This is a genomic window from Pseudomonas sp. MDT1-16 (genome assembly GCF_054898115.1).
The window spans coordinates 3,206,071-3,223,412 of the sequence record NZ_CM142717.1 but is presented as its reverse complement, the minus strand read 5'-3'; the positions used below and the strand labels follow the sequence as shown (position 1 = coordinate 3,223,412).

The 17,342-nt window shown below is 60.4% G+C and carries 9 protein-coding genes; 1 reads left to right on the top strand and 8 read right to left on the bottom strand.

Annotation, left to right across the window (positions count from 1 at the left end):
• Positions 1-116: 116 nt before the first annotated feature.
• Positions 117-2,396, bottom strand: a complete 2,280-nt coding sequence (locus ACYZT3_RS14630; protein ID WP_462030164.1) for an ATP-dependent DNA helicase — start codon at positions 2,394-2,396, stop codon at positions 117-119.
• Positions 2,393-4,060, bottom strand: coding sequence for a VRR-NUC domain-containing protein (locus ACYZT3_RS14625; RefSeq protein ID WP_282378018.1), 1,668 nt, complete (start codon positions 4,058-4,060; stop codon positions 2,393-2,395). Before ACYZT3_RS14625 ends, ACYZT3_RS14630 begins: the two co-directional genes overlap by 4 nt.
• A gap of 207 nt (positions 4,061-4,267) precedes the next feature.
• Between ACYZT3_RS14625 and ACYZT3_RS14620 the strand changes: the two genes are divergently transcribed.
• Positions 4,268-4,492 carry a YgdI/YgdR family lipoprotein gene (locus ACYZT3_RS14620; protein WP_449645517.1) on the top strand — a complete coding sequence of 75 codons (225 nt, stop codon included), beginning with the start codon at positions 4,268-4,270 and terminating at the stop codon, positions 4,490-4,492.
• A 53-nt stretch (positions 4,493-4,545) separates the two neighbouring features.
• Here ACYZT3_RS14620 and ACYZT3_RS14615 read toward each other — a convergent pair whose 3' ends face one another.
• The 6 genes from ACYZT3_RS14615 to ACYZT3_RS14590 form a co-directional block, all read right to left on the bottom strand.
• Complete coding sequence (locus ACYZT3_RS14615; RefSeq protein ID WP_462030163.1) at positions 4,546-6,399, bottom strand: polyurethane esterase; 1,854 nt, start codon at positions 6,397-6,399, stop codon at positions 4,546-4,548.
• A 96-nt stretch (positions 6,400-6,495) separates the two neighbouring features.
• Positions 6,496-8,184, bottom strand: coding sequence for a polyurethane esterase (locus tag ACYZT3_RS14610; protein WP_462030162.1), 1,689 nt, complete (start codon positions 8,182-8,184; stop codon positions 6,496-6,498).
• Between the two features lie 23 nt (positions 8,185-8,207).
• A complete protein-coding gene (locus ACYZT3_RS14605) occupies positions 8,208-11,255 on the bottom strand; it encodes an autotransporter domain-containing protein (RefSeq protein ID WP_462030161.1) in 3,048 nt (1,015 codons plus the stop codon).
• 221 nt (positions 11,256-11,476) lie between these two features.
• Positions 11,477-14,440, bottom strand: coding sequence for an autotransporter serine peptidase EprS (eprS, locus tag ACYZT3_RS14600; protein WP_462030159.1), 2,964 nt, complete (start codon positions 14,438-14,440; stop codon positions 11,477-11,479).
• A gap of 195 nt (positions 14,441-14,635) precedes the next feature.
• Positions 14,636-16,000: a TolC family outer membrane protein gene (locus ACYZT3_RS14595; protein WP_282378006.1), complete on the bottom strand. Its 1,365-nt coding sequence runs from the start codon at positions 15,998-16,000 to the stop codon at positions 14,636-14,638.
• 2 nt (positions 16,001-16,002) lie between these two features.
• Positions 16,003-17,337 carry an HlyD family type I secretion periplasmic adaptor subunit gene (locus ACYZT3_RS14590; RefSeq protein ID WP_462032371.1) on the bottom strand — a complete coding sequence of 445 codons (1,335 nt, stop codon included), beginning with the start codon at positions 17,335-17,337 and terminating at the stop codon, positions 16,003-16,005.
• Positions 17,338-17,342 lie beyond the last annotated feature (5 nt).

The window sequence follows — 17,342 nt, the reverse complement described above, 5'->3', positions numbered from 1 at the left end:
CCTTATCAAAGATTGGTTTGAATGTGATGACTCGCCCTTTGAATAAAGCGGGCATTCGCTGTTTTTTCAAATAGGCGTGTCTTTCAAGATATGTCGATGTTTTTAAAGTAAAAATCCTACTCGACTGAGTGAAAAAGCCTCGGGGCAATTGACCACCAGCGCGGCAGTAACTGCTTGACCTTGCTATCGTCAAACCGGTCGTCGATCAACATCACCACCCCTTGATCCTGCTGAGTACGAATCACCCTCCCCGCCGCCTGCACCACTTTCTGCACACCGGGAAACAGGTAGGTGTAGTCATAACCGGCGCCGAAAATCGCCGCCATGCGCTGTTTCAACTGCTCGTTGATCGGGTTGAGTTGCGCCAGCCCAAGGGTGGCGATGAACGCACCGATCAGGCGTGCACCGGGCAAGTCGATGCCTTCGCCGAAAGCCCCACCCAGCACCGCAAAACCAACGCCCTGACTGTCGGCGGTGAACTGATCGAGAAAGTCCTGACGCTGCCCTTCCCCCATGCCCCGGGACTGCGACCACAGATTGATGTCGGGATGCCTCTGGGCCAGCAACTGCGCCACTTGCTGCAAATAATCGAAGCTGCTGAAAAACGCCAGGTAGTTGCCGGGACGTTGTCTGAACTGCCGGGCAATCAGCTCGACGATCGGCGCGAGAGATGACTGGCGATGGACGAACCGCGTAGAGATCTGACTGACGATGTGCACTTGCAACTGGTCGGCATGAAACGGCGATTCGACGTCTATCCACACCGTGTTCGCTGGCGTACCCAACAGATCGGCATAGTAGTGGCGAGGGCTCAGGGTCGCGGAAAACAGCACGGTACTGCGTGCAGCCGTCAAGCGCGGGCGGATGAAGCCGGCGGGCACCACGTTGCGCAGGCACAGTTGCGACAGGTTGCGCTTGCGGTCGAGGTCGCGCTTGCTGATGTCGAACAGGAACTGTTCATCGAAGAGTTCGGCCACGCGGCAAAATTGCAGCATGTCGAAATAGAAGGTCTGTAACGCCCCGTCCAAGCCTTGCGGATGATCGTTCAGGTAGTCGCCGATGCTTGCACTGCACGACGACAACGCCTGGAGCAATTTTTCCGGAGCCTTGTCATAAGCCTGATAGGCGCCGAGTTGCAGATTATGCAAGGCATTCCACTCACGGTTGACCCGCTGCAAGGGTTTTTTCAACGCCTCAGGCGCGGTTTTTCGTACGCCGTTGAGGGTGGATTGGTCGAGGCTGGCGCTGTACATCTGCCGACCGCGCTCTACCAGGTTGTGGGCTTCGTCCACCAGCACTGCGACTTTCCAGTTATTGGCCTGGGCCAGCCCGAACAGCAGCGCGCTGAAATCGAAATAGTAGTTGTAATCGGCGACCACCACGTCTGCCCAGCGGGCCATTTCCTGGCTCAGGTAGTAGGGACAGACGTCGTGTTCCAGAGCAACCTGGCGCAATGCGCGCTGGTTCAACAGGCTCAATTCGCTGGCCGCCTGGCGAGCGGAGGGCAAGCGATCATAAAAGCCCTGGGCCAGCGGGCAGGATTCACCGTGACAGGCTTTGTCCGGATGCTCGCAGGCCTTGTCCCGGGCAATCATTTCGAGGACCCGCAAGGGCGGCGCGTCGGCGCTCTCAAGGATCACCTGCGCGGCGTCCAGCGCCAGTTTGCGCCCCGGGGTTTTCGCCGTGAGGAAGAACACCTTGTCCAGTTGCTGCGGCGCCAGGGCCTTGAGCATCGGGAACAACGTGCCGACCGTCTTGCCGATTCCCGTGGGCGCCTGGGCCATCAAGCAACGACCGGTGCTGACGGCCTTGAACACCGATTCTGCCAGATGCCGTTGCCCGGGGCGAAAGTCGGCATGGGGAAACGCCAGGTGTTGCGCGGCCCGATTACGCCCTGCGCGATGAGCCATTTCCTGTTCGGCCCAGTGCAGAAACAAGGCGCAATGGTCTTCGAAGAACAGCCCCAGCTCGACGGCGCTGAACGCCTCGACCAGGCAGGTTTCCTTTTCGCTGACGATGTCGAAGTACACCAGGGCCAGATTGATCTGCGCCAGCTCCAGTTTCTGACACATCAACCAGCCGTAAATCTTCGCCTGCGCCCAGTGCAGCTGACGATGATTGGCGGGTTGCTTGCTCAAGTCTCCGCGATAGGTTTTGACTTCTTCCAGGCAATTTTGCACGGGGTCGTAGCCGTCGGCCCGGCCCTTCACCTTCAACGTTTGATACAAGCCTTCAAGCGCGACTTCACTCTGGTAGCCCTCGTTACGTCGGGACGCCACCGTACGGTGCCCGACAATCCCTTCCAGCGCCGTCGGCGAGGGCGTAAAACGCAGGTCGAGGTCACCGACCTTGGCGGTGAATTCACACAGCGCCCGCACCGCGATGCTGTAGCTCACACGCTCTGCTCCGCCCATTGCACGTAACAGACGGCAATCGGCATCTGGTGTTCATGGCAGAACTCGAGCCAGCGCAATTGATTGTCTTGCAGGCGATCACCGGGCCCTTTGACTTCGATCATCCGGTAGGTTTTGTCCTGCGGCCAGAACTGGATCAGGTCCGGCATCCCCGCGCGATTGGCCTTGATGTCCAACAACAGTCGATTGAACCAGTGCTTGAGGTGTTCGGCCGGCAGGCAATCGAGTGCCTGATCCAGCAACTCTTCGCTCAGCACACCCCAGAACACAAAGGGCGACTGCACGCCCCACTTGCTGGCATAGCGTTCACGAATCGTCTGCAGGTAACGCCCGTCATCGAGTTCAGCCAGGCAGTCCTGGAACAGCCCCGCGCGGCGCGCGTGAAAGTCTTCATTGAGCAGATCCACCGGCCCACGCTGGAACGGGTGGAAAAATGCCCCCGGTAACGGTGCGAAGATCGCCGGCCAGCACAGCAGACCGAACAGCGAGTTGACCAGGCTGTTCTCGACGTAATGCACCGGTGCCGAATCTTCCGCCAAATGCGCCTGAACGTAATACTCCACGGACAACGCCGGGTCGGTTCTGGGCAGTTGCAGGTCCAGGCGCAGCATCTCCCGTGTTGATACGCGCTTGGTCACCGGCCCGCCAAGCTTGCGCCGCAGTCTGGGCAGCACACGCAGCAATTGTTGCTGCTCGGCGGCACTTTCCGGCGAATGCTCCACCGCGACGGCCAGGTCCATGGCCAACTGGTATTCACCGCAGCGCTCCAACACCCGAATCAACCGCAGGCGCGCGCCGGGATAGGCACACTCGCGGTAGATCATCAGGGCAGTCGAGAAATCCGCCATGCGCTCGCAATGCTGACCGATCTGGAACAACAATTTGCCGCGACGTCGTTGCAGCCAGGGATTGCTCAGCGCCAGTCCGTTGATCTGCTCGACAATGCCTTCCACGGGCACGCCGGCCTCGAAATGCTGCTGACACTCATGAAGGAAGAGGCAGGCATCCACGTCGTCACGGCTGCGCAGGCCTCGGGAATCGGCGCAGAACTCGACTTTTTCATAGGTGAAGATGCCCAAGTCAGCCAGCACGAACTCGGACCAATCCTGGTAAAGATTGCCGAAAAACATCAAACGCAGCCGGTCGCACAGGCCCATGATGGTCAGGCTGAACAATCGGTCATCCAGCAACGGGCACCACTGGCCGAAGCGTTGAGCCTGGAGAAACCGCTCGCTCAGTACCGGCAGCCAATCGGTCTTTTTTCCCTTGGGCTGGTCGATGCTGGTGCTAAAACACTGGAGGATTTCTGCCTTGAGCAACACCTCGAACAGCGCATCGATCGACAACGGTAATTGCTCATCGATCCAGCCCAGCGCCAGCAATGGGCCGGCGGCAATGGCGGTGTCGCCGATTTCGAGGTAGTGCAGCTTGCTCGCCCTGAAGTGATTCCCCTTGCGCATTACCATCCTGACCAACAGCGCCCTGGACTCAAGGGGCAACCGATTGAACTCGCGGATGAAGTGTTGCTCTTCGACACTCAACACATCGGCATAGCGATGCTCAAGCCAATCAAGCACTTGCATGAAGTTGTTCAAGTAGTAGAACGGATCGTCGAGAGGATTTGCAGTCACAGGAAAAAAGGCCATGGCGAGCGAGTACTGGTTATGCGTACAGATACCAGCTGTGCCCTGTCCGGCGCAAACGGAAAAGGATAAGCGGCGGCGCTTTTCGGTAATTTTTCGGGTGCCTATGAACTTTCTGCCGATCCATCGCACCAACCGCGTTAGAGGTGCAGTGACGATTGATTTCGTTCGCGACAGTCGCGCTGATTTTTTGAAGTATAAGAGGTGGTTATGAATATCAAGACTCTGGGCTTGCCCCTGGCGGTAGCGGCCTTTCTGGTCCTGGCCGGTTGCTCGACGCCAACGGTAGTGACGCTGCAGAACGGCACCCAGTATTTGACCAAGGACATACCGAAAACCAAGACCAAGGATGGCTTCTTCGAGTTCGAAGATATTTCCGGGGCAAAAGTGAAGGTCAAGGCCGATGAAGTGACCACGATTCGGCAGGAAGACTGAATTGCGCGTATCGTTCATCGCGAGCTCGCTCGCGATGAAGCGTCACATCACCCTCAGGCAATAACAATCCCCGCACCCGACAAACTATCCAATCCCACCCCGACCAATGTCACCGAATCCCCCCCGAACGTCAGCACCGTGTCGTGCCCCACCGCCGTGGCATGCGCCCGATAGTCGTCATTTGGCGTCACCCCTTGAACCCCGAGAAACACCAGTTTGTCGTCAGCCTGGTAGCCAACCACCCGGTCCTGACCAAACGCGCCGCTAAACAAAAAGGTATCGATCCCGCCTCCCGACTCCAGCAGGTCATTTCCCACCCCGCCGACAAACACGTCGTTACCCTTGCCGCCGATCAAATGATCGTTGTCGCCCAGCCCCAACAACCAATCGCCGCCAGCGTGAGCCTTGAGCGTATCGGCGCCAGCGCCACCCTTCACCGTTGAGGCGTACTGAGTCAGGTTGTTGCCCGCCTTAAGGCCCTCGGCAGTGACGCTGTGGGTTACGTCATCCTTGAACAGTCCCCATAGGAACCCCTGCTCCTTGGTCACGAGGCTGCCGATGTCGCGGGTGATGCTGATGCCACCCTTGGCGTCGCGGAGGTACAGATTGCCGGCACCGTCATTGGCGAAGTCGATGTTTTTCACCGACTGTTGCACGTCCAGCACGTTGTTGCCCTTGCCGCCCAACAGGATGTTGTAGCCACCACCGTCGCGGAAGGTGTCGTTGCCATCGCGGCCTTCCAGGTAGTCGTTGCCCTTGCCACCCTGGATCAGATCGTTGCCGTCGCTGCCGATAATGAAGGTGCTGCCCTTATGGGTTTCAGCGTTGCGATTCAGATCCTGAACCCACGTGTTGGCGCGCGCCGGGTCCGACAGGTTGGCGACGATGATCGTCGAGTCTTTACTGGTGAGGTTGTAGAACGTCGATTCGATCACCCGGTTCATGCCGTTGCCATAGGCGGTGGGCAAGTGCGAGATCCAGGTCGGGATGTTAAGGATGGAAAACGGCAGCACATTCCACGCTGTCGAGGCGTAGTGGTCGTTGAAGCTAACGATGTTATCGGTCGCCGAGTCTTTGGCGGCGTCGTGTACGCCCACCGACGACAGATTGAACGATGAGCCGTCGAGGGCACGGAACACCGGGTCGTTTTCGTATCCGACGTTGAGCACTTTGTCCGTGCCGCTTTGGGTCGGCGAGGCGTAGGCGATGTAGTTGGAATCCTGGTAGAACCCGGCCCATTTGTCGTTGCTCAAGTCCGCCAGGCTATTGACCGCCAACCCACCGAGGCTATGGCCGCTGACCAGCACGTCCTTGCCCGACAGGCCATTGGCCCGGGCAAATGCCGCAACGTCACTGAGCAGGTCGCCGAAGGCTTCGCCGACGTAGTTCTTGGCGTAATCTTTCGGCCCCAACGCCGCCATCAGATCGTTGATCACGTCTGCGATTGAATCACTGACCAGGGTTTCCCGGGGGCCGCTGGTGCCGCGAAAGGCGATACCGATTTCGCTGAGATGACCCTGCGCGTCGTACTTGCCGAGGATTTCTACCTGAGCGCTGGTGTAGCCGTCCTTTTCGCCGAAAAACGTTCCGCGTGCGTCGACCTTACCGTCATAGCCCAGTTGTGTGGCGGTGATGGGCGTCCAGCCGGCGTTCTGCACCGCGTCCAGCGCGGCTTTTTCCGAATCGGGGTTCCACGGAACGCCGGGGATGACACCCTGGGAGTCGGTGCCGCCGATCAGCGCCGTGACCAGTGTCGCCGGCAATCCAAGGCCGAAGCCGTTGTGCTGGTAGCCGGTGGCAAAGCCGTTATCGAGGTTGTGATAGGAATACAGCGTGATTGCCATGGCGTCGTTGAACAACGCTTTGGAATCTGCTGTACCGAAGTTTTTGTAGTCGTACACACCCATGGTATTGCCTCTCTTTTTGTTGGAATTGTCAGAGATAGCTCACAACCAGGACGCCTCAATCACAAGGCGCCCCGGAGCATCTAGTGCATGCAGCCTTTAGGCAAACGTAATGCCTGAAGCCGACAGGTTATCCAGTCCCACCCCCACCAGGGTCACGGCAAAGTCGCCAACCTTCAGCACCGTGTCATGGCCCGACTGCGAAGCGTGTTGCTGGTAGTCATACCCCTGCCCCGCGCCCTGAACGCCCATGAACAGCAGTTTGTCGCCGCCCTGGTAGCCATTGATCGCGTCGAAACCAAAGGCGCCGCTGAACAGGAACGTGTTGTTGCCACCCGAGGCCTGCATCACGTCATTGCCCGCGCCACCGACAAACGTCACCTGGCTTTTGTCGCTGCGCAGCAGGTCATCGCCGGCATTGCCGAACAACCAGTCGCCGTCGACGCTGGCGGCCAGGGTGTTGCCGTAGGCGTCACCGTTGAGCGAGTGGTTGTACTGAGTCAGTTCACTGCCGTTGAGCAAACCGTTGGCGATGACGCTGTAAGTCACCTCCTTGCTCCCCCACCATGAACCCGACTCTTTACTGACCAGCGCGCCGATGTCGCGGGTCATGCTGATGCCGCCATAGGCATCACGCACGTACAGCGTGCCGTCGCCGTCATTGGCAAAGCTGAAGTTCTGCAACGGCTTCTGCAATTCGAAGGTGTTGCTGCCCTTGCCGCCCAGCAGGATGTTGAAGCCGCCGTCATCGCGGAACCGGTCGTTGCCGTCGCGGCCTTCGATGAAGTCATTACCGGCACTGCCCTTGAGCAGATCGTTGCTGTCGGTGCCGATGATGAAGGTGCTGCCGGTGTGAGGTTCGCCGCTGCGACCAAGGTCTTCGACCCAGGTTTTGCCCCGGGACGATTCCGCCAGGTTGGAAACGATCAGCGTCGAGTCCTTGTCGGTGAGGTCGTAGAAACGCGAGTCGATCACCCGGTTCAACCCCTCGGCATAACCCAGCGAGCCGTGAGCCGACCAGTTCAACGGGTTGAGGATGCTGAACGGCACCAGGTTCTGCGAGGTGGACGCGTACTGGTCATTGAAGTTGACGATGTTGTTGGTCGCCGAGTCCTGATGACCATCGTGTTTGCCCAGGGAACCGCTGCTGAACGTGGTGCCGTCGAGTGCCCGAAACACCGGGTCGTTCTCGTAGCCGATGTTCAACACATTGCTGCCGGTGGCGCTCTGGGTCGGTGAGGCGAAGGCGATGTAGTTGGCGTCCTTGAAGAAGCCGCCCCAGTGGCTGCCGCTCAATTGCGCGAGGCTGTTGACCCCCAGCCCGCCCAGGCTATGACCACTGACCATTACGTCTCTGGCGCTCAGGCCATGGGCGATAGCAAACGCGGCAACGTCCTTGAGCAAGGTGTCGAAGGCGTTTTTCGCATAGTTCGTCGCGTAATCCACTGGGCCGACAGCGGCCAGCAAATTGTTTTTCATGTCGCCGAAGGTGTCGCTGTAACCCAGGCCGCCGGTCCCACGCAAGGCAATACCGATACCGATCAGCTTGCCCGCGGCGTCGTACTTGCCGAGTACTTCGGCTTCGGCGCTGGTGAAGCCATCCTTCTCGCCATAAAAGGTGCCCAGAGCGCCGACCTTGCCCTGATAACCCAACTGCGTAGCGCCAATCGGCGCCCATCCGGTCGCCGGCAGCGGCTGCCCCGTTGGCGTGTACGCATACAGCGTCAGCGCGATGGCATCGGAGTACAGCGCCTTGCCGTCGGCATTTTTGTAGTCAAAAAGTCCCATATGCTTGCTTCCTTTGCGTTAAATCAAAACTGCCAGTCGAGCGTCAGACCCACACCATGGTCTTTCTCGTTGGAGCCCAGCAGTCCGTTGTAATCCAGGCTCACCCGCACATCCTGCGCTACCGCCAGACCGGCGCTCGCACCCACAACGGCGGCGTTGCGATCCAGGGAAACGCTCTGCACGCTGAACCCGGTGTTGCCGTTGGCGAAGGCCAGGTGATCTTCGGAACGGGTGTTGCTCAGGTTGTGCTGCCAGCCCAGGGTGCCGGACAGTTCCAGTTGCTGCTTGTCCGACAGGGCAATCGCTTTGCTCGCCCGCACACCGAGGGTCGAGAGCACGGCGTCGCGGGTGTCTTCGCCACCCTTGAGTGCCGCGGCATCACCTTTCTCGGTGAAGCTGTCGCTGTTCAGGTGCACGTAAGCCAGATTGGCGAACGGCTCCAGTGCCAGCGGTTGCAGGTCCAGGCGATACGCCGCTTCGGTAAACAGTTGTGCGGTTGTCGCGTCGCGTTTGGATTTCTGTTTGCCGCTGACGTCGCCGAATTGCAGATCACGCTTCACGTCGATGCGATGCCAGCTGTAGGCGCCGCCGACGCTCAGACGAAGCGCATCGATTTCATGGCCCAGATAGGCGCCCAAGTGGTAGCTGTCGACGGAGGCTGACGAATGCGTGCCATCGCCCATGCTCAACGAACTGTCGCTGTAACCGGTCACGAAACCCAGCCGCGTATCTTCAGTGATCAGACCGTCGACACCGGCCAGCAAGCCGCCAATGGAGCTGTTGGAACTGGCGTTGTCATGCCCGCCATCGCTCTTGCCCCAGGCGCCGAGGACTTTGACCCAGGCGTTGCTACGGTCATCCGTCGGTGCCGCAGCATTGAACAGATCACGCTCACGCAGGCGTTCGCCGACGGCATCGCGCAGGTAGCGGCTGTCGTTGATCAGAAGCGTGCCGATCGCCGGGTGAATCTCACCGGAGAGCTGCTGAAAGGCTTGTTGCGCGACCGCCGCGGTCGGCGACAACAGCAAGGTTTCATAGAGTGAATTGCCGGCGCCCAATTGCTCGGCGGCCGCGGCGACGGCGCGTTGATTCGGAGTTTGGCCGACGCTGGTGAAGGACGCTGCGTTGCGCTCTACCGCCAGTTGGATGCCATTGGCCGAGTAGTCGAGTGTGCCTCCGATGAACAGGTAATCCGGTAGCACCGCGCCGAAACGCCCTTCGATCCCGCCGGCCGCTTGCAGAATGTTGTATTGATTGCCGAGCAGGGATTTCACTTCGCCGGTGGTCAGCAAGGTCGGGCTGTTTTCCAGGGACAGGCTGACGGTAGCGCCGTCGATCACGGCTTTACCGCCCGCCACGATCTGGTCGCTGCGGGTGGGCGACAATTCCACGGCATAGGTCGACCCGCGCTCGAAGGTTACGTCGCCCGCCACCTGCAAGGTGCCGATGGAATTGCCCGGCGCCACGGTGCCGCCGCTTTTGGCGGTCAGCGCACTGATGCGACCGTTACCCCCGAGGATGCCGCTGTCATTGACCGTGACGGCTGATGCGAGCGAACCGTTGATGGCCAGGCGGCCCTGATTGACCCGCGTCGGGCCGGTGTAGGTGTTGGCGCCAGTCATGACCAACGTGCCGATGCCTTGCTTGGTCAAACCGCCGTGCCCGGAAATGTCGTTGCGCCACGTGTCGAGGCCGCAGTGCACGTCATTGCAGACGCGTTCGGTCGGTTTACCCGCGTCGATGATCGCGCCGATGCCTGGCAAATCCGCGACAAACTGACTCGAACCGTAGGCCCCCTGAATGCGAAATTCTTCGGGAATGTCCTGCTCGGTGACGAACATCGCCGGGCCATCGATGCCTTTGCGCAGGTTGATCATGCCCCAGCCATACAGCGAATCGACACCCGACGCACCGAGGTCGGTGGCTGTGGTGCGCAACACGCTGGCGACCTGGGCGCCGGTCATGTACGGGAAGCGCTCCATCAGCACTGCCATGGAACCGGCGACATGCGGCGCCGCCATCGAGGTGCCGTTGTAGTTGGCGTAGCCGGTGGTCAGGTTGCCGGCGTTGGTACCGCTGATGATCGAGCTGTAGATCTTGCTGCCCGGTGCAGACACGCAAAAGCTTGCGGTATAGCCGCAGCGTGAAGAGAAGGTGCTGATGTTGTAGAGGTCCGGGCTGTTGAGGTCCGGGTTCTTTTGCAAGGCCGCCACGGTGACCCAGTTCGGCGCGATGTCCGGGACGAAATAACCCAGGCCCGCGATGGCGTCCGGGTTGTTGAGGTTGTAGTCGTTGCCGGCCGCGAAGATCGTCACGATACCGCTGCGAGCCGCCGCGATGGCGCCGTCGTAGGCTCCGCCCGGTTTGGTCCCGAGCAACGGACGGATCTCGTTGAACTGCAATTGCGCGTCTTGCACGGTGAAATGCGGGTATGCGGGGTTGCGTCCGCCGAGGTCGAAGCGATCGGTGATGCCGATGCCCCAACTGTTGTTGATGATCCGCGCGCCGCTGGCGATCAAGGCATCCCAACCGGCCTTGTAAACCGCTCCGTCGTTGCCGCGAATAATGCCGTCCTCTGGGCCCGGATCTCCGTTGTCCGCACTGATGATCTGCGAGCCAAACGCCACGCCATGCATCGGGCCGCCATCTCGAGTGCCGGCAGCGATCCCTCCAACGTGGGTACCGTGGGCACCGAGCTTGCCGTCGGAACCGATCGAGGGCGAACCGTCGTAGCGAAAAGCGTCTCCCGCTTTGACCGGGATGTACGGGTCGGTGTATTCCCGGATGCCGCTGGTGACCAGAGTGATCACTTTGTTGGGACCGGAAAACTCCGGATGCGCGGCGTAGACCGGTTGGTCGAAGATCCCCAGTTTCACGCCTTTACCGGTGTAACCGGCGGCGTAGGCCTCTTGTGCGTTGACCGCTCCCAGTCCCCAATCGGCATTGAATTCAGCGCTGCGCCAACTGTTGGGATCACCCGCTCTGCCGTTTTCCACGTAGGGCGCCGCTTGCGCGGTACCGAGGGTGGCCAATGCGCAGAGAAAGGCAAGGTTGTTGTACTTGTTATTCATCCAGCTACCGTCCTTAGTTGTGTTGCCAAAATTCCTGGGCCTTGAAAGCACCTGTTTTTATATTTGTGAAGCACGATCCCTGTAGCAGCTGGCGAAGCCTGCGTCAGCTGCGCAGCAGTCGTAAACCCTGAATGCACGGTGTAACTGACGGACCGCAGAGTCTGATCTTGCGACTGCTGCGCAGCCGAACGCAGGCTGCGCCAGCTGCTACAGGGTTCGCGTTAAAACTGCCAATTGAGGCTGAGCCCGACGCCATGGCTCTTCTCGCGGTTGGCCAGTTGGCCGGTGTAATCGAGGTTCAAGCGAATGTCCCGGTTCAGGGCCAGGCTGGCATGGGCGCCCACCAGCGCCGCATCACGCACCATGGGCGAACTTTCTACGGAAAACGCTGTGCTGCCGCTGGCAAACGCCAGATGTTCCTCGGAGTCGGTGTTGCTCAGGTTGTGCTGCCAGCCGAGGCTGCCGCTCAGGTCCAGTCGTTGCTGGCCGGACAGGTTCACGGTTTTCAACGCGCGCACGCCCAACGTGCTGAGCACTGCGTCACGCGGGTCGCCACTGCTTTTCAGTGCGGCGGCGTCACCTTTCTCGGTGAAACCTTCGGTGTCGAGGTGCACGTAAGCCAGGTTCGCGAAAGGCTCGAGCGCCAGAGGTTGCAGGTTCAGGCGATACGCCGCTTCACCGAACACTTGGGTGGTCCCGGCATCGACCTTGGCTTTCTGTTTGGCGCTGACGTCGCCGTATTGCAGGTCGCGTTTGACGTCGGCTCGATGCCAGCTGTAGGCACCGCCGGCACTCAGGCGCCAGGCACCTGACTCGTGGCCGGCATAAGCGCCCAGGTGATAGCTGTCGACCTTGGCCGATGAATGCGTGCCGGAGCCCATGCTCACCGAACTGTCGCTATAACCGGTGACCAGACCGATCCGGGTTTGCTCATCGAGCGACCCGTCGACACCGGCGAGCAAGCCGCCAATCGACGTGGTGTAACCGGCGGTGTCATGGCGGTCATCGGTCTTGCCCCAAGCGCCCAGCGCCTTGATCCAGCCATTGCTTTGAGCACCTCGGGCGTCAACCAGTCGCTCACCGACGGCATCACGCAGGTAACGACTGTCGTTGATCAGTACCGACCCTAGCGCCGGATAGATTTCCCCCGACAACTGCTGAAACGCCTGTTGGGCGGACGTTGCGGTGGGCGACAGCAGCAGGCTTTCGTAAACCGGATTACCCGCCCCAAGCCCTTCCACGGCGGAGGCAACGGAGCGCTGGTTCGGCGTTTGGCCGACGCTGGCGAAGGTCGTGTCGTTGCGTTCGACACTCAGTTGAATGCCGGTGGCGGCGTAATCAAGGCTGCCACCGATGAACAGATAGTTGGGCAGCACGGCGCCGAACTGACCTTGAATGCCGCCGGCCGCTTGCAGGATGTTGTACTGATGACCGAGCAGACTTTGCACGTGTTGAGCGCTGAGCAAGGTCGGGCTGTTTTCCAGTGACAGGCTGACGGTCGCGCCGCCGACCGTGGCCGTGCCGCCCGCGATGATCCGGTCACTCTCGGTCGGCGATAGCTCCACTGCGTAGGTCGAACCCGGCGCAAAGGTGACATCGCCGCTGACCTGCAAGGTGCCAATGGAATTGCCGGGCGCAACCGTAGCGCCGCGGTTGGCGGTCAGTGCGCCGACGCGCCCCGAACCACCCAGCGTGGCGCTGTCATTGACGGTCACCTTCGATGCCAACGAACCGTTGACCGACAGCAGACCGCCATTCACCGTGGTCGGCCCGCGCCAGGTATTGTCGCCGGTCAGCATCAGGCGTCCGGCACCGGACTTGATCAGGCTGCCTTCGTAGACCCGAGTGGTGGCGGCGAGATTGCGTGCCATGCCCACCGCATAGTCGGTCTGATCCTGCTGGCTGGCACCGACCGGCACACCATTCTCCCAACCCTTGGTCTTCAGTGTCTGTTGCCAGGCACTGTGCTCCGCCGCGTCTTCGCTCTGACGCTGGATCAGCGCTTTGTCCGAGAGGTCATTGCTCCAGACATCGCTCTGCCCTGCCCCCAGATTGGCGTCGAAACGCCCGAGTAATTGCCCCGGCCCGCGCATCGCCCGATCAAGGTTGGCCACACCCCAACCGACGCGGGTATTCGGCGCCTCGGTGATCGAACCGTCGAGTTGGGTAGCGGTGGTCAGCAGGGTTTCCAGCGCTTGCTGGTTGCTCATGTACGGATAGCGTTCCATCACCAGCGCCAAGGCACCGGTGGCATGTGGCGCGGACATGGAGGTGCCGGACTTGATCGCATAGCCTGCGCCGGGAACGGTGCTGTCGATTTTCGCGCCGGGGGTGGTGATGCACCAATACTTGGCGATCCCGCACTGGTTGTACTTCTGCTGATTGCTTTGATCCAGCCCTGACACCGCCAGCCAGTGGCCTTCCAGGTCCGGCTCAAAATAGGGCAAGGCTGAACGCACGCTGGCGTTGGGGTAACCGCTGTTACCGGCGCTGAACACGTTGATCACGCCGCGTCGGGAAACGTCGGCTGCCTCGTCGAGCCAGGTACCTTTGTTCCAGTGCTGGGCATAGGCCGCATGCAGATCGTCGAGGGTCCGATAGCTGACATCCGGTGGTTGGCTGCCCCAGCTGTTGTTGATCGCTCGCACACCGGCATCCGCCAACGCGTTATAGACCGCTTTGAAGTAGCGTGGATCAGGATTGGGGCCGAACAGGAAGCTGTCGTTCTTGTTGGTGTTACCGACGTAGACCTGCGCGTTGTAGGCCACGCCGTGCATACCAATGCCGTCGCGCGAGGCACCGATGGTGCCGGCGACATGCGTGCCGTGGGAATCGTTGTTGGGGTTGAGCGTGCCGTCGACGTTGAACGACGAACCATCGACGTAACTGCCGCTGGCCAGCACCGCGTGGTAACGGTCGGTAGCGAATTCTGGATGGGAAGCATCGAAGCCTGAATCAAGCTCGCCGATTTTCACGCCTTTGCCCGTGATGCCGGCGGCATAGGCTTGATCGGCCTGCATGCGGGCAAGGCCCCAGTCGCGCTGAAATTCTGCGGTGCGCCAACTGGCGGCATCGCCGAGGGTGCCGGTTTCCTGATAAAGCGCGTGGGCCGAACCTGGCGCTAATGAAATCCAGAGCAGTAACGTGCCGACCGAACTCGGCTTGATCTGTACGTCCGTGTTCATGACTTCTCGCTTTTTTGGCGTTTTTAGAATGCTGGTTCCCCCATTAGGGGCAGCAACACATCTCCCTGTAGCAGCTGGCGAAGCCTGCGTTCGGCTGCGGAGCAGTCGCCATTCGGTCTGTCTGACAAACCACGTTGTCAGGTTTTACGACTGCTTCGCAGCCGAACGCAGGCTTCGCCAGCTGCTACAAGTTCATCATTGGATCCTTGGGCCTTGGCCGAACGCCTCGTCAACCTTGGCGAGGTCCTGCTCGCTCAAGGTTCCGGCGTAGTAATGCAACTTGGTCCAGGCCATCAAGTAGTCATAACGTGTCTGGGCCAGATCCCGGCGGGTGGTAAAAAGTTGTTGTTCGGCGTTCAGCGCATCGAGATTGACGCGTTCACCGCCAAGGATGCTTTGCCGGGTCGACACCACCAGCGCTTCGGCGGAGGCCAGGGCTTTCTGGTAGGCCCTCAGTTTGCTCACGCCCGACAGGCAAGCGCTGAACTGCCGACGCAGCTCAATCAGCGTTTCCCGGGTCTTGCCGTCCAGTTCGTATTCGGCCTGCTCCATCGCGCGGCTGGCCTGGCGCGTCGAGGCCGAGACCCCGCCACCGGCATACAGCGGCACGTTGACTTCGATGCCGATGGTGTTGGTGTCGTAACGCTGGTTGTAGGTGTTGCCGCTTTCCGACTCGTTCTGCCTCACGGAGGCGTAAGCGCTGACTTTCGGCAGGTGCCCGGCGCGATTGCGTTCAACCTCGTAGCGCGCCACCTCCAGCGCCTGGCGCTGGGAGGCCAGGTTCGGGTTGTTGGCCACCGCGATCTCGTGCCAAGTGTCGTAGTTGGCCGGTTGCAGGGTGAACGTCTGGAAATGCGGGTCCAGTGGCGTCAAATCGGCGATGTCGATGGCCGGCACGCCGATCAGCGCCCCCAGTTCCCGCAAGGACGCATCCTGTTCGTTGCGGGCCTCGATTTCCTCGGCGGTGGCCAGCTCATAGCGCGACTCGGCCTCAAGAATGTCGGTGCGCGTGCCCTCGCCCTGACGAAACATCTGCTCGTTCTGCTGGAACTGCTGCTCAAAAGCTTTTTTCTTGGCCAAGGCAATGTCGATCTGATCCTGAGCGAACAATGCTTTGGTGTAGTTCTCCAGCACCCGAACCAGCAGCTCTTGGCTTTTGCCGCGAAAGTTCTCATCGGCGAACAGCGACTGCGCCACGCCTTTGCGATACGACGCGTAAGCCTCGTAGTCGAGCAGCGGTTGTTGCAGGGTCAGGGTCGAGCCGTAACTGCTGTAGTTGCGGTCATCGGTGCGGTTTTGCCCGCGCTCGTTGAGGGAGGTGACCTTGGAGGAGTTGCGCCCCTTGTTGTAGTTGTAACCGATCCGGGGTAACAGCCCGGCGCGGCCAATGACGCGGTTTTCAAGGCCAGCATCGCGTTCTTTGATGGCGCCGAGGAACACCGGATCGTTGCGCAACGCTTGTTCGTAGACGTCGAACGGCCCCATGGCCAGCACACTGTTGCAGGTCAGCAACGCCAGGGTCGAGGCGAGCATGGAAAGCTTATTCATACAGCCGAACATCCTTATTCCTCGGTCAACGCGGAGCCTGCCCGGTCGAGCAGCGGTTTGAACAAATAGTTGAGGAGTGAACGTTCACCGGTGCGCACGAACATTTCCGCTGGCATGCCGGGCTTGATCACCAGGCCGTTGAGTTTTTCCATGGCCTGATCGCTGACGCTGCTGCGCAGCACGTAATACGGCGCACCGGTTTTTTCGTCGATCATCTGGTCGGCGGAGATCAGGCTGACTTCGCCGGGCACGCGCGGCGTGCGGCTCTGGTTGAACGCCGTGAACAGAATGTCCACCGGCAAGTGCGTGCCGACCTTGTCGACCAGGTTGACTGGCAGGTGCCCTTCCACCTCCAGACTCGTCCCCTGAGGCACGATCTCCAGCAGGGTTTCGCCCTGACGCACCACCGCGCCCACGGTGTGAACCCCGAGGTTGACCGCGATGCCATCGGCCGTGGCGATGATCTCGCTGTGTTGCAGGTCGAACCCGGCGGAGGTCAGTTGCTCTTCCAGCGTCACGCTTTTCAATTGCGCATCGGCCAGTTGGGTGCGGACTTCTTTCTGGTATTCCTCGATGTGCTGCTGCAGTTTCAGCCGCGATTCGAGAATGCCCTGCTCTACCTGGCCGCTTTCGCCGGTGTTTTCCGCCAATTGTTGCTGAACTTGCGACAGCTGACGCTGGTACTCCATCAACCGATTGCGCGGGATGTAGCCGTTATCTGCCAAGGGCTGAAGGTTACTCAGTTGTTGTTGCAGAGAGCTGGCCTGGGCAGTCAGGTCAGTGCGGGCGCGGCGCATGCCCGCCAGTTGCGCGCTGGCGCCTTCGATGCTGGCGCGCAAGGCGGCCTGTTCGCGGGAAAACGCTTCACGGCGACTGCTGAACAACTGCCGCTGGCCTTCGAGGACCAGTGCCAGGCGTGGGTCGGGATCGTTGCTCAGTTCAGTGGGGAAACTCACCTGCTTGAGGTTGTCCCGTTCACTCTGCCACCGTGCCAGACTGGCCCAGGCCATGCGGTATTGCGCTTGCAGTGATTGCACGTCAGCGGCGACTTGCGTCTGGTCGAGCTGGAACAAAGGCTGGCCCTGCTTTACCACTTGGCCCTCGCGCACCAGAATCTGGCTGACCACGCCACTGCTCATCGATTGCACGGCTTTGCGTTTGCCCGACACCACGACCGTGCCTTGCACGGGAATGCCTTGGTCAAGAGGCGCGAGACTGGCCCACGTGAAGAAACTGCCGGCGCCGACGATCGCCAGTATCCAGCCCATGCGCGCGAAAAATCCCGCGTCGCGTTCAGGGCGTTCAGCGATGTAGTCGTGTTCCATGGTCGCTTCGTTTTGACTGTCCATCTGTG

What these genes read in the sequence shown, in the direction of transcription:
- ACYZT3_RS14625 (WP_282378018.1), bottom strand. Translation starts at nt 4,060, where the DNA reads ATGGCCTTTTTTCCTGTGACTGCAAATCCTCTCGACGATCCGTTCTAC.
- ACYZT3_RS14620 (WP_449645517.1), top strand. Translation starts at nt 4,268, where the DNA reads ATGAATATCAAGACTCTGGGCTTGCCCCTGGCGGTAGCGGCCTTTCTG.
- ACYZT3_RS14615 (WP_462030163.1), bottom strand. Translation starts at nt 6,399, where the DNA reads ATGGGTGTGTACGACTACAAAAACTTCGGTACAGCAGATTCCAAAGCG.
- ACYZT3_RS14610 (WP_462030162.1), bottom strand. Translation starts at nt 8,184, where the DNA reads ATGGGACTTTTTGACTACAAAAATGCCGACGGCAAGGCGCTGTACTCC.
- ACYZT3_RS14605 (WP_462030161.1), bottom strand. Translation starts at nt 11,255, where the DNA reads ATGAATAACAAGTACAACAACCTTGCCTTTCTCTGCGCATTGGCCACC.
- eprS (WP_462030159.1), bottom strand. Translation starts at nt 14,440, where the DNA reads ATGAACACGGACGTACAGATCAAGCCGAGTTCGGTCGGCACGTTACTG.
- ACYZT3_RS14595 (WP_282378006.1), bottom strand. Translation starts at nt 16,000, where the DNA reads ATGTTCGGCTGTATGAATAAGCTTTCCATGCTCGCCTCGACCCTGGCG.
- ACYZT3_RS14590 (WP_462032371.1), bottom strand. Translation starts at nt 17,337, where the DNA reads ATGGACAGTCAAAACGAAGCGACCATGGAACACGACTACATCGCTGAA.